Source organism: Subtercola boreus, from assembly GCF_003399635.1.
Lineage (GTDB): Bacteria > Actinomycetota > Actinomycetes > Actinomycetales > Microbacteriaceae > Subtercola > Subtercola boreus_B.
Map to the genome: position 1 here is coordinate 281,577 of NZ_NBXB01000034.1, position 12,568 is coordinate 294,144.

Consider the following 12,568-nt stretch of genomic DNA (forward strand, 5'->3'; position numbering starts at 1 on the left):
CCTCCATCGTCAAACCGCGATTCTACGATGTACTGTCTAGCACAACATCGGTAAATCGCGATACTGCGATACAGTCGGAGAATGAACAGTGAGTCGGTCGATGACATGGTGGCGGTCTTCAAGGCGCTGGGCCACCCGACCCGCTTGGCGATTCTGGGGTGGTTGAAGGAACCGTCGTCGTTCCCTCCGCAGGACCAGCCCGCAGAGGTGGTCGGGGTGTGCCTGAAACACATCCAGGCTCGGGCGAACGTCTCCCAGTCGACCGCTTCGCAGTTCATGGCCACGCTGCAGCGCGTGAACCTGGTGACGTGCACTCGTATCGGACAGTGGTCGCACTACCAGCGGAACGAACAGCAGATCACGCGTGTGGGCCGGCTCGTCGGGGCTGAACTCTGACGCAGCTAGACAGCGGCTACCCGTGCGTCTGCGCTGCCACCACGAACAGCACCGCCGGGCCACCGAGCAGCACGACGAGACCCGCGGGCTGTCCGACACCAGGAGCGGCACAACCACGACGGCCCGGCCTCCGGGAGGCGAGAACATCGTGCAGGGGAAACCCGGTACCGAGGTGCCGACCGCCCGCACGCTCGCGACGGAGGCCTCCCATTCGAGCTTCACGCGCATCCGGTTGGCGCGCGCGAACCGGCGGAGCAGAAACAGCCCGGTCGACTGAGAATCGAGCCGCCCGCTCGGCTCCTCGCCCGAGCGCCTGCTCACCCTCTGCGGCATCCTTCTCGCTGTCGGGTACCTCGCGCTCGCCATCACGCGGCTCCCGACGTGGGCCTGCATCCTCGCCGCGGGAATCTCGGGACTGATGCTCCCTCCAACGCTCGGCCAGGTCTTCGAACGCATCTCGCAGCTCAGTGCGCCTGCTGCCCTCACGGAGGCGAACGGCTGGATCGTCAGTGGCACGACTCTCGGGATCGGCACCGGCACACTCGCGGCGGGTGTGGCGATCGGCGCGTCCGGCACCTCGGCGATCACGTGGATCGTGCTCGCCGCATCCGCACTCACAGCGCTGCTGTCGCTGGTCGCGCTGCCCGCCAGCCGCCAGCGATGACGCCCCCTTCGCGGCCCGCTACCGGCCCGGTTCGCCGGCGATCTCTCGGAGTGCAGCCAGATGGGCCGCCCAGGCGGAGCGCCCGTGACGGGTGAGGGTGAGGGAGGTGCGCGGCATCTTGCCGACGAACGACTTGCCCACGGAGAGATACCCCGCGGATTCCAGCGACGAGACTTGCTTGCTCAGCGCCGAGTCTGTGATCTCGACCGCGTCGCGCACTTCTCCGAATCCGAGCGTACCAGCGCGGTCCAGGGCTGCCACGATCGAGAAGCGAACGGGGTTCTGCAGGAGATCGTCGAGCCGGTGTCGGGGATGCTGCTCGAGGGCGGTCACGAGCGCGCCTCCCGTGCCGCGCAGATCATCGCCACCACGAGTACCAGTCCGGACGCGGTGCCGGCCAGGAGAACAGATCCGTGTGCCCAGATGACGACGGCGAGTGCTACAGCGTAGGTGATGAACCAGCTGACGATGTACCCGGTCCAGCGGCGGCTGCGAGCGAACGCCGATCGGCCCTGGATGCTCACCATGAAGAAGATCACGAGCGCGAACATCACAGCCAGCGTGCCCACGTAGGCGAGCCCGAAGGCGTCTCCTGTGGCCAACGCCATCGCGAATGTTCCCATCGACGTCGCCACGCCGAGCGCGAGAATGAACGCGATGTAGGGCCAGCGGGTGGCGTTGTGCGCGGAGCGACTCAGCCGATCTGCCTGATCGAGGAGGCGCTGGGCCTCCGTGGCGGTGATGGTGGGTGTGGTGTCCATTGGTGTTCCTCTCGTCTGATCCCATCATCGCACGTACTTGCCATTATTGCAAGTACTTGCGATCTGCCGACCGGCTCGTACGCTTGTGTCATGCCTCTGCGTGTTCGCTTCGCCCAGGCACGTGACCTGTCTGCGATCGAGCAGATCGAGAACCGGGCCGACCAGCTGCTGATCAACCAGTTCCACCCGGACGGCTGGCCCGCCGCTCCAGCGGGAGCTGCTCGGGCGTCCCAGCCCGGCTTCCTGCTCGTCGCCGAACTCGCTGACGACAGCGTCGCTGGCTTCGCGCACGTCCTGGAGACAGAAGGCTTCTGCCACCTGGAACAGCTGTCGGTGACACCCGAGCATGCGCGACAGGGCGTGGGTCGCATGCTGGTCGAAGCTGCGAAGCAGCACGCGCGGATGCGCGGCCACGCGCAGATCTCACTGCGTACCTTCGCCGATGTCCCCTGGAACGCTCCGTTCTACGCAACGGCAGGCTTCATCGAGGAGGAGCCGACGACGCCGTTCCACCGCTCTCTCATCGACGTCGAGGCGGAACATGGTCTCGACCGGTATGAACGCCGAGTCCACATGGTTGCTCACCTCACCTCGCATGCCCTCCCCGCCGTCGCCGAGTGAGCCAGACCGCCCGCTGAGGCCAGACCCGTGGGGTCAGCAGGTGGTGGGACTGCTTCGACAGGCGGGTGACCAGGCTGCGAATCCGAGCACATCGCCGGGCTGGATGATGACGTTGCTGTAGTCGTAGCGCGAACCGTCGGGATGGGTCAGCTCGACGACGTCCAGGCCGAATCGGTCTCCGATGGCACCGAGTTTGTCGCCATCCGCCACGGTGTAGGAGATCGGGGCACCGGATGCGTCGTAGGTGACGTCTCCCTCCGCTGCCTGCCGGGGACCGGAGTCGACCGGGACCGCCACCCGAGCAGTGCCGGCCCACGCGGTGACCGCGACGTCGGCATCCTGGATGAGATCGCCCCTGATCGGCAGCGCTATCCGTTCCGCGCCGGGATACGGGGCGAGATGGAGGTAGGCGACCGTGTGGTCGGGGTCTCTGGGTTGGGCGTCCCAGCCGAGCCGGGCGGTCGCCGACTGGCCGGCACTCAGGATGATCGGGGCGGGGCCCGGGTCGTCGGAGGTGAAGGATCCGCCGTGCACGAGGTGCAGGGTGAGGAGGAAGTCGTTCGCGTCGGCGAACGCGAGGTCGGGATACCCGTCCAACACGCAGTCGACCCCGGTGTGGTTGGTCGCCAACAGCTGGAGGGAGCGGTGCCCGGCAGCACCGTCGACCGCGCCGGCCTCCAAGGCGAGTTGGTCGTCGCTGCACCACTGCGGATCGACGACGGGTGATCCCTCAGCGATCAGCGGAACGGCGGGCCCTGTCGGCTGCACGATCGGTGCGGGGTCGGATGGCTCGGCGGGCACGCTGTATCCCGTCAGCGACGAGGACACGACCACTGCAAGAACGAACACGGCAGCGACCGCCCCGACGAGCATCCGTGAGGTACCGCCGCGTTTCCGTGCGGATGCCCGGGACGAGAGCCCGGCCCCATCCACCCGGGCGAACAGCACGGCCGGAATCCAGCCCCACACGACACCCCAGAGAACGCCTGACCGGATGGCGTCGGGGAAGCCGTCGAACGCGTTCCAGACCCGGCTCGGTGGCCAATCGTGGAAGGTCTGCCCGAGGGCCAGGGCGAAGCCCACGAGGCCGGCCGCGAGGAGGGCGGTGAACCACGAAGTCAACGTCCGGGGCACACGGCGGGTACCGCGATCCGATCCGGATTCCGAGCCCGGGCCCGGGCCCGCCGTCAGTCGCGATCCGATGACGATCAGGGCGCCGACCGCCAGAGCGGACACGATCGGGGTGACGACGTTCCAGGGCGGGTCGGAGACCCAGGTCACCGACCGGATCGCGGCGGGGAACACGATGTCGGCAAGCGACGACGGCAGCGTGCTGTTGAAGGTCAGGGCGATGTTCAGCCCGTTGACGAGCATCCAGAGCGCAGCAGCGACGATGCCCGCCAGGAGGGCTTTTCGATACCGGGTCATTCGTCGGGAACGTAGCTGAGGATGTCGCCGGGCTGGCAGCCGAGCGCTTCGCAGATCGCGTCGAGGGTCGTGAACCGGATGGCCTTGGCGCGCCCGTTCTTCAGGATCGACACGTTCGCCACGGCGAGGTCGATCGCTGTGGCGAGGTCGGTGACGGACATCTTCCGTTTGGCAAGTTCGACGTCGAGGTTGATGACGATCGGCATCAGATGACCTCGGCCAGTTCGGACTGGTACTGGATCGCGGTCTGTAGCAGACGCCGCATGACCACCACGACGAGCGCCAGTGCGACGGCGACGCCCACGGCTGCCGCCGCAACCACGGCCAGCACCGCCTCGGCCTGGTGCGACGGCTGCGTCTGGCTGACGAGGAAGTAGACGAACCCGGATGCCGCGAACACGGCGGCGAGGCCGAGCGCGGCGATCGCGGTGTTCGTCCACCGGTCGGCGCGGGTGCGGCCGTCGAAGATCGACGCGTCGCGAACCATGCCCGCGAGCATCCAGACGCTGATCAGCACGGCCTCGACGCAGAGCGCGCCGGCGACGATGAGGCAGACCAGAACGACACCGGACACACCGCCGACGATCGGCGCGGCCAGCGAGCCCGCCCAGATCTGCACAGCGACACACGCGCCGAAAAGCGCGATGAGCAACACGCGGAGGAACACATCGACAAACCCAGTCATGGGGAGAGCATATCGAAGATCGCGCGCTCTGTATCGATATTCAATATCTCCCGGTCGGCTCTCGCCCGGATGACGCCTGCGGCCCGCGTTAGCCTGACGAGTATGACTTCCGCTGAGCAGTACCTCCGCGCTTACGACGAACAATTGCGAACCGACGCCGAAACGCCGAGCGCGGTCAGCGTGACGCGGCTGGGTCCGTTGCGCCTCGTCACGTTCGCCGGCGGCCGCGGATTCATCACCTATCGCGACCTGGGAGACTCTGATGCAGACCGGGTCGCCGAGCTCGTCGCAAACGGCCTGGAGCATTTCCAGGCCGATCCCGAGATCTCACGCGTCGAGTGGAAGACCCGCGGGCACGACCGCGCGCCGGGGCTCCGGGAAGCCCTGATCGCCAGCGGGTTCGAACCGGACGAGCCCGAGTCGATCATGATCGGGCCCCTCGAGGCACTGTGCGACAACGCCCCCATGCCGAGCGGCGTGACCGTGCGTCGTGTTGTCGGCGAGGGTGAGGTGCGGGCGATGAGCGCCATGGTCGACGAAGCGTTCGGCGACAGCGTCGACACCCGGATCGCGGATGCCCTGATCGCGCGCCTGGATCGCGGTGACGGGATGGAGCTCTGGGTGGCGGAGACCGATGGAGTGATGGTCTGCGGTGGCCGGCTCGAACCCGTGCCAGGCACAGACTTCGTCGGCATCTGGGGTGGTGCGACGCTTCCTGCCTACCGCGGTCGAGGGATCTACCGGGCCCTGACGGCCGCGCGAGCCCGGTCGGCGCTGGAGAGGGGCAAGAAGCTCGTGCACAGCGATTCGACCGAAGACTCCCGGCCGATTCTCGAGCGATCCGGGCTCGTGAAAGTGTCCACGACCACACCCTTCAACTGGACGCGCTGATCGCCCACGCTCTCTAGAACCGGTCGATTCTCGTCTCGGGGCGCGCCTTCCGTCGCCTCCGCACGATGAGCGCTGCCGCTCCGACGAGAATTGCGGCGAAGGCGGCGATGAGCAGGGAGACCAGGGTGGTGTCGCCGGTGTTGGCGAGGTCTGGGGATGATGACGCTCCCCTGGCTCCCGGTTGCGGCGCGGCGGGGTCGGAGCCGGTGGCGGCCGGTATCAGCGAGGCGGTGGGCGCCGCCATCCACGGGTCCGTCGGCGTCACCGCTCGGACTGATGCCGGCGGAGACGCGGGCGCCGACGTGCGGGAACACGAACGGCGCGTCGGGGGGCACGACCGCTGAGACGGCTGCCGCGATGGCCGCGCTCGGCGGGACGAGGGTTCCATCGGCCAGCTTCACCAATGAGTTGGTGGAGGTGATGACGACGAGTTTCGAATGGCGCCGGGGATGCCGTTGGCCGTCATCACGTCGGTGGCCGCCTTGCTGATGGCGGCTGCGGTGTCGGCTGGATAGGCCGTCACCGCCGGAGCCGAAGCCGTGGCGGCGGCGGGTGACTCCGCGCCGGTGGAGGCCGGCGTGGAGCACCCGGCCAGCAGAAGAGCGAGGGCGACGACGGTGGTCGTGCGGGCGAGGCGGCTGGATGGGCCCATGGTGACTCCTGGATCGGCACGGGTTCAGCGGAAGGGGTTCAGCCGAACGGGTGAAGTGGAACGCTCTGCTCGAAGCGGAACGCGTCGGCCGGGTCGTAGGCCCGTTTGACAGCCGAGAGCCGCGCGATGTCGGGTCCCCAGTAGTCAGTCGCCCAGGTGACGGCGTCGGCGTTGGGCACGTTGGGGTAGGCACCGTTCGTGTAGGGCTCGAGCGCTGCGGCGAAGGCCGCAACCCAGGCCCGGCACACCGGGGTGAGTGGGTCGTCTGAGGCAGGCACTCCCCCGCGGATTCCCCACCCTGCGCCAGGCTCTGCGTAGAAGAGGGCGTCGCGGTGTGCGAATGCGCTTCCGCCGCGTGGTTCGCTCTGTGGCACGACACCGCCGAACGCATTCGTGAAGTAGTTGCATCCGTCGGCCGGAGCGCTGGCCAGGAACGAGTGGATGACGGCAATCGCCTCAGGCGGGAACGGCTCGGTCACGAACTGCGAGCGGAACTTCCAGTTGGCCGGCTCGTCGCCCGGCGGAATCTGGAAGCCTGCATACGTCTCCGCCCACGGCGCGTCGGCGGTCACCACGTCGGGTGAGTCGATCGCGAGCAGGGGCTCGAGCATCCGCAGTGCTTCCTGTTCGTCGCCCGACGCGAGCACCGCGGACAGCACGATCGACCCGCGGGTGATCTCCAGCTGGCTGGTCAGGCGATCGTCGACGAACGGGGCGGTGCGCTGCCAGACGTCGAACACCTCGGCCAGCACATCGGGGCTCGGCCACGTCACCCTGACCGAGGAGACCTGGGAGAGCGGATGCACGGCATACGTCAACGCGGTCACCACCCCGAAGCTGCCATTGCCCGCGCCGCGGAGTGCTCGCAGCAATTCACCGTGATGATCGGCGTCGACCGTGATCGCCCCCGCACCGCCATCCGACCCCGCACCAGCGTCAGCACCAGCCGCCACCACGATCTCCACGGCGAGCAGGTTGTCGCAGGCCATCCCGAAGGCCCGGGTGAGCAGTCCGAAGCCCCCGCCGAGCGTGGCGCCGGCGAGGCCGACAGAGCCCTCCGTTCCGGTCGGCGCGGCGAATCCGGCGGCTCCGAGCGCGGCCACGGCCGCCGCCTGTGACACGCCCGCCCCGACGGTGGCCGTTCGGGCATCGGTGTCGATCGAGACCGAGTCCAGGTGGCCCACGTCGATCACGAGGCCGTCGTCGAGCGTCGACCACCCCTCGAGGCAGTGACCGCCGCCGCGCACTCGCAGGGGTACACCGGCGTTTCTGGCCCAGTCGACGGCGGCGACGACATCCGGGGTCGACTGCGGGTACACGACAGCGGCCGGCCGGTGCAAGAAGAGGTGGTTCCACGAGCGGCGAGCAGCGTCGTACCCGTCGTCGCCCGGCCGCACGACCCGGCCGGGAAGCTCGCTGAGGTCGGGGATGACAACGGCTGGCGTCTGGCCGAGGGCGCTCATTCGACCGCCTCCACGGCCGCTCCGCCGTCGGATTCGCTCTCGAGAACCCGACGGCGGAAAATCATCAGCCACGCGAAGTAGACCGCTCCCGCCAGGAGCAGCCCGAGCACCACGAGCGACGGCACGAAGGCATCGGGCGGCGTCACCAGCACGAACAGCACCAGCGCCACCCACACCAGCGCCACCACCGTGACCGGCAGTTCGAAGCGCCCGAGACTGAACCCCCCGGGCTTCTTCTCGAGCTTGCCGCGCACCACCAGGTAGAGGACCACGATGCCCCCGTACATCAGGGCCGGCAGCAGGGTTCCCCCCACAATCAGCTGGATCAGTGCGTCGCCGGGCAGCGCGACCATCAGAAGGATGCCGATGACGACGATGAGCACTGTCGCTGCGACAGGCGTTCGCGTCACCGGGTTGACCCGGCTCATCAGCCGTGCCGCGGGAAACCGGCCGTCGCGGGCCATCGCGAAGACCTGCCGCGAGCAGGCCGCCATCACGACCATGCCGGCGCCGAAGAACGCGAAGGCGATACCGCCGAGCAGGATGCGCTCCCAGACCGGGCCGAGTTGGCCCCGGATGATCGCTGCAACTGGCGAGGGATCGGCAGTGACGGCATCCACGTCCTTGATCGAGACCGTGAGAACGATGAGGAAGACGAGACCCGCGACGCTCGCCGCGATCACCGACCCCACAATCGCTCGGGGAACGGTGCGGAACGGGTTCTTCGCCTCCTCGGCCAGGTTCGCAGCGGAGTCGAAGCCGACCAGGGTGGTGAGCCCCATCAGCGCACCGGCCGTGAGGCCTCCCCCGATGGCGAAGTAGTTCGGGTCGCCGAGAGTCGTTCCGCGGGAGACGAGAGTGGCGGCATCCCCACCTCCGGTCACGGCCAGCACGATCAGCAGCCCGATGACGAGCACCGCGATGATGCCGAGTTCGACGGCCACCGCAGCCGAAGTGATCAGGCCGAAGAGCCTCGTCGACGCGATCACGAGGGCAGCCTGCACGACGAGGATCACGAGGGTCAGGATGCGCGCCATCCCCTCATCGGCGTCCATTCCGAGGAGCGGCATCACTGCCTGGCTGGCCATCGCGTTGGCCATCGTGACAACCGCGATGGCGAGGTACCAGAAGCTCAGCCAGCCGAAGAACCAACCCACCTTCGGGTTCGCGAGCCGGGAGGCCCACTGGTACGACGATCCGCTCAGGGCGATCCGGGCGGCGAACTGGGCGACGACGAGCGCGACGAGCGTCTGTCCGACGGCGGCGAGCACCCAGAGCCAGATGCCGACCGGCCCCGAGGTCTGAAGCACCTCGCCATAGGTCGCGAACACGCCGACCGCCACGGAGATGAAGGCGAACGAGATCGCGAAGACCTGGAAACCGCCGAGCGTGCGCTTGAGCTGCGGCTGGGCGGCGTCCAGCACCGTGGGTTGGCTGGGACTCGCGTTGGCAGTTCGGTCGGTCACGGTGATTCCCCTTTGTCGGCACAATCAGTGTGTCGGGCGGCATTTGTCGCCGACAAGACCCTCTTGCGGACACGTCCGCTAGAGGGCGGCACCGGGCGTTTCGGCGCAGCTCGCCGCGCCGTCATGATTGTGGGGCCCCTGCCCGCTCGACCTCAGACCGCGGGCAGAGCCGAAAGGAACGACATGACCCCGAGACCGAACCGGCCGAGGATCGCATTGGTGGCGGGGATCGTCGCCACCGTGCTGCTGTCGGTGGGCGGATGCTCGGCAAGCGGATCGCCCGGAGCGACGTCGACCGCACCCGCGCCCTCCCCGACCGCGTCGGCCGACCCGGGCGCCGATGCCGCCTTCGCCGCGGTGATGTCCGCACCCGTCTCGACGTGGCGCTCGTCGTATCTCACCAGTTCGATGACCTTCGCCGTACCCGGAACGGTGGTGGCGGCATCCGTCGGCACCGGGCCCGTCGCCCGCGTCGCGAGCGGTGATGCCACCCTCGGGTCGATACCCCTGGCCGTCGACGACACCTTCCACATCGGCAGCATGACGAAGCTCTTCACCGCGGCGCTGATCATGCAGCTCGACCAGGAGGGCGTTCTCTCCCTCGACGACACCCTCAGTCGCTGGTACCCGGAGGCTCCGAACGCCTCTGCCATTACGGTGCGGATGCTGCTCCAGCACGAAAGCGGACTCGCCGAGCTCGACTTCGACCTCGTCGGAACCGCGACCACCCAGGCGGTCATCGACAACGTCTTCGCCGAGCCTCCCGTGAGCGCTCCAGGGACCGCCTACGCCTATCTGAACGCTGGCTACATCATCCTGGGGAGCATCGCCGAAAAGGCGGCGAACATCCCCTACGGCGAGCAGGTGGAGACCCGCTTCATCGACCAGCTCGGGCTGACCGGCACGTACCTCGACGGGTTCGGCAAGGGCCCCGCGGCGGTGGACGGATTCGACCTCGGTTGCGCCGCGGGAACGGGCGGCGACTGTCTCGGCAAACCCTCGACCGCCACGCCGACGAGCCCCACGCCCTCCCCCCAGTGGACGGGGGCCTTCTCGGCCGGCGGCATGGTGAGCAGCGCGCGGGACCAGGCCGTCTGGATCCGGGACCTCGTGCCCGGCGTCGGCACCTGCCTCGGTCACGCCGGTGAGATCCCCGGCTCGAACGGCATCGCCGCCTATTGCCCGGATGCCGACCTCGCGATCGTCATCCTCAACGACCTGCTTCCGGCTGGTCTCACTCCCGGCTACCCCGGACTGCTCGAGCTCGCCCCGCCTGCGCTGAAGGCCCTGGCCGGCTAGAGCACGCTCTCTGTGCCATTCGCAGTCGACGAGTCGGCGGCCCACACCACGCCGAGTGCGAAGAGGGTCGAGACGCCGTAGTGCTCCATGGCGGCTGCGATCCGGCGCCTGCCGGTTCGGGGGTTGATGCCCACCCGGCGTGAGGCGGTGTCGAGGGTGATGCCTGTGCGCATGAGTTTCAGCAGCGGCGTCCAGGTTTTGTCGGCGGGCTCGGTTGGCTCTGCCCGCTGCCACAGCTCATCGAAATACTGCGTCGCCATTCCCGCGAGGGCAGCGTTCCGAATGCCGAGCACGCTGGTCGGACGGCTCTCTCCCCACTCGAACGGAACGGCGAGATGGTCTCCATCCACCCAGAACCAGCTCGACGGAGCATCCAGCAGCCGGTATTCGACGCCGGCGGCGCGGTAGTTCTGCATTCGGAGAAGGGCAGCCTGATCGTCGGCCGCCCAGGTCGGCATGATGACACGCACGGCGTCTTTGGCCGCCAGGGCGCGGCCGAAGCGTTCGGCACGTTCGGGTGACGGGTGGAGGAACCGGTCGACTTCCGGCAGCACCGCGTTGAGCGTTCCGCCGTCACGGCGCACGACGTCGTACCAGAGGTCCTCGCTGGCATGGCGGCCGTGGCGCGTGATCACCGGAACCGGATCGGACGAGGTCTCCCCCACCGACCAGTTCCGCAGCATCTCCGGGAGGTCGACGACGATCTGTTCGAGCGCCGCCAGGGCTTCACGGGAGTCTCGGCGAAGCGCCGCCGACCGCTCCGCAACCGCTTGGGCGGCCCACAGCGCCGGGTTGGCATACGCGAGTTCGTCACGGTCCCCGCCGAGCAGTCCTCGCTCGCGCAGGTCGACGACGGCCGCCCGCGCCTCAGCCTCCGTCATGTGGGAGAGTGCGGCGAGCTCCCGCACCGTCGTCGGGCGCCCCCGGTAGATGATGGCGAGAAGAGTGTCGTCGTGCATCCGGGCCCCATCCCTGTCGAGGGCCCACAGGTCCCCGGCGCCACTGTGTTCATCATGCCTGTGGGTCCTCGCGGGCGCAAACCTCCGCCCGCCCCTCTGCCGGAGGAGTAGCGTTGGAGTATGAGCGACGAAGACATCCGGCCCGACCAGAGCGGCCCGCGCCGCGCAATCGTTCTGGGCGGGGGCGGCGTTGCCGGCATCGCCTGGGAGACGGGCCTTCTGACTGGGCTGCTGCAGCACGGCATCGACCTGCAGGCCGCCGACGTGATCGTCGGAACGTCGGCCGGATCGGTCGTCGGGGTCAACCTCCGCGCCGGATCCCTCGACGACACCTTCGCCTCCCTGATGGCCGACAGCGACGGGGATCGCCCTGTGGCAGACCCCTCGCCCGCGGGAGCCGAGGATCGCGACCTCTCCCGCACGATGAAGGCCATCATGGCGGGCATCGCGAGCACAGAGGGCGAGGCTGCCGCACGGCGCACGATCGGCGAACTGGCCCGCGAGGACTACCAGCGATCCGACGACAGGGAGAGCCTCGCCCGCATCGCTCCCCTTCTGCCCAGCGAACAGTGGCCGGAGGGCGAACTCCGCATCACCGCTGTGGACGCCGAGACCGGTCACTTCACCGTCTTCGACCGCGACTCGGATGCCGAACTCGCGAGCGCGGTTGCCGCCAGCTGCGCCGTGCCGGGAGTCTTCAAGCCGATCACCATCGGCGGCCATCCGTACATGGACGGCGGAATGCGCTCGTCGACGAACGCCGACGTCGCCGCCGACTGCGCGAGCATCCTGGTGATCGCCTGCTCCCCCGAGCCCCCTGTCAGCGGCACCGGCCCGACCCTGCCCGCCACCATCGACACCCTCAGGGGCATCAGCGACGTGTTCGTCGTCGAGGCCGACGAAGAGAGCACGCTCGCGTTCGGAGCGAACCCCCTTCTGATGCACACCCGGCGCGCCTCCGCGGAGGCCGGTCGGCGCCAGGCGGATCTCGTCGTCGAGGCCGTGCGGGCTTTCTGGGGCTGATCGCCGGCGCCGATTCAGCGCGTTCCTCCATAAGCTGAAGGGACGAGGTCGAGCTGAGGCTCGCCGCTCTGATCGAGCTCAAAAACTCCATGCTCGTCGCGAAGGGGATCATGGTGGAGACGACGATCCCCGTGCCCTCGAGTTCATTCCGGGCGATGGCCGACAGACGTTCGAGCGCGATCTTCGACGCGACGTAGCCGCCTGTTCCCGGAACGTTCGCAAAGTCGTCCCAGAGTTGACGTTGACGATGGCGCCGGAGC

At 68.5% G+C, this 12,568-nt stretch carries 18 protein-coding genes; 7 read left to right on the forward strand and 11 right to left on the reverse strand.

Annotated elements, in window-relative coordinates; all coding sequences use genetic code 11:
- Positions 1–81: 81 nt before the first annotated feature.
- From B7R22_RS13475 to B7R22_RS13485, 3 genes are all read left to right on the forward strand, one after another.
- On the forward strand, positions 82–396 hold the full coding sequence (locus B7R22_RS13475) for an ArsR/SmtB family transcription factor (RefSeq protein ID WP_116412201.1): 315 nt from the start codon (positions 82–84) through the stop codon (positions 394–396).
- A 22-nt stretch (positions 397–418) separates the two neighbouring features.
- Complete coding sequence (locus tag B7R22_RS13480) at positions 419–673, forward strand: hypothetical protein (protein WP_116412202.1); 255 nt, start codon at positions 419–421, stop codon at positions 671–673.
- A 141-nt stretch (positions 674–814) separates the two neighbouring features.
- Positions 815–1,060: a hypothetical protein gene (locus tag B7R22_RS13485; protein ID WP_116412203.1), complete on the forward strand. Its 246-nt coding sequence runs from the start codon at positions 815–817 to the stop codon at positions 1,058–1,060.
- An 18-nt stretch (positions 1,061–1,078) separates the two neighbouring features.
- Here the strand turns inward: B7R22_RS13485 and B7R22_RS13490 are convergent, their stop codons facing one another.
- Together B7R22_RS13490 and B7R22_RS13495 are read right to left on the reverse strand one after the other, a co-directional pair.
- A complete protein-coding gene (locus tag B7R22_RS13490; RefSeq protein WP_116412204.1) occupies positions 1,079–1,393 on the reverse strand; it encodes a winged helix-turn-helix domain-containing protein in 315 nt (104 codons plus the stop codon).
- On the reverse strand, positions 1,390–1,821 hold the full coding sequence (locus B7R22_RS13495) for a chemotaxis protein CheY (RefSeq protein ID WP_116412205.1): 432 nt from the start codon (positions 1,819–1,821) through the stop codon (positions 1,390–1,392). The genes B7R22_RS13490 and B7R22_RS13495 overlap by 4 nt, the downstream gene beginning before the upstream one ends.
- A gap of 90 nt (positions 1,822–1,911) precedes the next feature.
- On the opposite strand from B7R22_RS13495, the gene B7R22_RS13500 reads away from it, so the two are divergent.
- On the forward strand, positions 1,912–2,442 hold the full coding sequence (locus tag B7R22_RS13500; RefSeq protein ID WP_116412206.1) for a GNAT family N-acetyltransferase: 531 nt from the start codon (positions 1,912–1,914) through the stop codon (positions 2,440–2,442).
- 33 nt (positions 2,443–2,475) lie between these two features.
- Here B7R22_RS13500 and B7R22_RS13505 read toward each other — a convergent pair whose 3' ends face one another.
- The 3 genes from B7R22_RS13505 to B7R22_RS13515 are packed head-to-tail and all read right to left on the reverse strand — an operon-like array spanning position 2,476 to position 4,555.
- On the reverse strand, positions 2,476–3,870 hold the full coding sequence (locus tag B7R22_RS13505) for a DUF4232 domain-containing protein (protein ID WP_116412207.1): 1,395 nt from the start codon (positions 3,868–3,870) through the stop codon (positions 2,476–2,478).
- A complete protein-coding gene (locus B7R22_RS13510) occupies positions 3,867–4,076 on the reverse strand; it encodes a helix-turn-helix domain-containing protein (protein ID WP_116412208.1) in 210 nt (69 codons plus the stop codon). The genes B7R22_RS13505 and B7R22_RS13510 overlap by 4 nt, the downstream gene beginning before the upstream one ends.
- The gene (locus B7R22_RS13515; RefSeq protein WP_116412209.1) at positions 4,076–4,555 is read right to left on the reverse strand and encodes a DUF2975 domain-containing protein; all 480 of its coding nucleotides are present in this window, start codon (positions 4,553–4,555) and stop codon (positions 4,076–4,078) included. Before B7R22_RS13515 ends, B7R22_RS13510 begins: the two co-directional genes overlap by 1 nt.
- Before the next feature lie 102 nt (positions 4,556–4,657).
- Between B7R22_RS13515 and B7R22_RS13520 the strand changes: the two genes are divergently transcribed.
- Complete coding sequence (locus tag B7R22_RS13520) at positions 4,658–5,446, forward strand: GNAT family N-acetyltransferase (RefSeq protein ID WP_116412210.1); 789 nt, start codon at positions 4,658–4,660, stop codon at positions 5,444–5,446.
- Between the two features lie 13 nt (positions 5,447–5,459).
- Here B7R22_RS13520 and B7R22_RS13525 read toward each other — a convergent pair whose 3' ends face one another.
- The 5 genes from B7R22_RS13525 to B7R22_RS19875 all read right to left on the reverse strand — a co-directional run bounded on the left by B7R22_RS13525 (position 5,460) and on the right by B7R22_RS19875 (position 9,569).
- The gene (locus B7R22_RS13525; RefSeq protein ID WP_172582385.1) at positions 5,460–5,711 is read right to left on the reverse strand and encodes an LPXTG cell wall anchor domain-containing protein; all 252 of its coding nucleotides are present in this window, start codon (positions 5,709–5,711) and stop codon (positions 5,460–5,462) included.
- 132 nt (positions 5,712–5,843) lie between these two features.
- Positions 5,844–6,098, reverse strand: a complete 255-nt coding sequence (locus B7R22_RS13530) for a hypothetical protein (RefSeq protein ID WP_116412212.1) — start codon at positions 6,096–6,098, stop codon at positions 5,844–5,846.
- Between the two features lie 38 nt (positions 6,099–6,136).
- On the reverse strand, positions 6,137–7,561 hold the full coding sequence (locus B7R22_RS13535) for an FAD-dependent oxidoreductase (RefSeq protein ID WP_116412213.1): 1,425 nt from the start codon (positions 7,559–7,561) through the stop codon (positions 6,137–6,139).
- Entirely contained in the window at positions 7,558–9,027 is a 1,470-nt protein-coding gene (locus B7R22_RS13540) for an amino acid permease (protein WP_116412214.1), read from the reverse strand. The genes B7R22_RS13535 and B7R22_RS13540 overlap by 4 nt, the downstream gene beginning before the upstream one ends.
- Before the next feature lie 152 nt (positions 9,028–9,179).
- Positions 9,180–9,569 (reverse strand): hypothetical protein, encoded by a 390-nt coding sequence (locus tag B7R22_RS19875; RefSeq protein WP_253259082.1) that lies wholly within the window; start codon positions 9,567–9,569, stop codon positions 9,180–9,182.
- Between B7R22_RS19875 and B7R22_RS13545 the strand changes: the two genes are divergently transcribed.
- Positions 9,463–10,326, forward strand: a complete 864-nt coding sequence (locus B7R22_RS13545) for a serine hydrolase domain-containing protein (protein ID WP_253259080.1) — start codon at positions 9,463–9,465, stop codon at positions 10,324–10,326. The genes B7R22_RS19875 and B7R22_RS13545 overlap by 107 nt on opposite strands.
- Here the strand turns inward: B7R22_RS13545 and B7R22_RS13550 are convergent.
- The gene (locus B7R22_RS13550) at positions 10,323–11,285 is read right to left on the reverse strand and encodes a hypothetical protein (protein ID WP_116412216.1); all 963 of its coding nucleotides are present in this window, start codon (positions 11,283–11,285) and stop codon (positions 10,323–10,325) included. The genes B7R22_RS13545 and B7R22_RS13550 overlap by 4 nt on opposite strands.
- Before the next feature lie 120 nt (positions 11,286–11,405).
- Between B7R22_RS13550 and B7R22_RS13555 the strand changes: the two genes are divergently transcribed.
- Positions 11,406–12,308: a patatin-like phospholipase family protein gene (locus tag B7R22_RS13555; RefSeq protein ID WP_116412217.1), complete on the forward strand. Its 903-nt coding sequence runs from the start codon at positions 11,406–11,408 to the stop codon at positions 12,306–12,308.
- Positions 12,309–12,568: the final 260 nt, after the last annotated feature.

What these genes read in the sequence shown, in the direction of transcription:
- B7R22_RS13535 (WP_116412213.1), bottom strand. Translation starts at nt 7,561, where the DNA reads ATGAGCGCCCTCGGCCAGACGCCAGCCGTTGTCATCCCCGACCTCAGC.
- B7R22_RS13475 (WP_116412201.1), top strand. Translation starts at nt 82, where the DNA reads ATGAACAGTGAGTCGGTCGATGACATGGTGGCGGTCTTCAAGGCGCTG.
- B7R22_RS13530 (WP_116412212.1), bottom strand. Translation starts at nt 6,098, where the DNA reads ATGGGCCCATCCAGCCGCCTCGCCCGCACGACCACCGTCGTCGCCCTC.
- B7R22_RS19875 (WP_253259082.1), bottom strand. Translation starts at nt 9,569, where the DNA reads ATGCTGCCGATGTGGAAGGTGTCGTCGACGGCCAGGGGTATCGACCCG.
- B7R22_RS13515 (WP_116412209.1), bottom strand. Translation starts at nt 4,555, where the DNA reads ATGACTGGGTTTGTCGATGTGTTCCTCCGCGTGTTGCTCATCGCGCTT.
- B7R22_RS13510 (WP_116412208.1), bottom strand. Translation starts at nt 4,076, where the DNA reads ATGCCGATCGTCATCAACCTCGACGTCGAACTTGCCAAACGGAAGATG.
- B7R22_RS13550 (WP_116412216.1), bottom strand. Translation starts at nt 11,285, where the DNA reads ATGCACGACGACACTCTTCTCGCCATCATCTACCGGGGGCGCCCGACG.
- B7R22_RS13505 (WP_116412207.1), bottom strand. Translation starts at nt 3,870, where the DNA reads ATGACCCGGTATCGAAAAGCCCTCCTGGCGGGCATCGTCGCTGCTGCG.
- B7R22_RS13500 (WP_116412206.1), top strand. Translation starts at nt 1,912, where the DNA reads ATGCCTCTGCGTGTTCGCTTCGCCCAGGCACGTGACCTGTCTGCGATC.
- B7R22_RS13520 (WP_116412210.1), top strand. Translation starts at nt 4,658, where the DNA reads ATGACTTCCGCTGAGCAGTACCTCCGCGCTTACGACGAACAATTGCGA.
- B7R22_RS13495 (WP_116412205.1), bottom strand. Translation starts at nt 1,821, where the DNA reads ATGGACACCACACCCACCATCACCGCCACGGAGGCCCAGCGCCTCCTC.
- B7R22_RS13485 (WP_116412203.1), top strand. Translation starts at nt 815, where the DNA reads ATGCTCCCTCCAACGCTCGGCCAGGTCTTCGAACGCATCTCGCAGCTC.
- B7R22_RS13555 (WP_116412217.1), top strand. Translation starts at nt 11,406, where the DNA reads ATGAGCGACGAAGACATCCGGCCCGACCAGAGCGGCCCGCGCCGCGCA.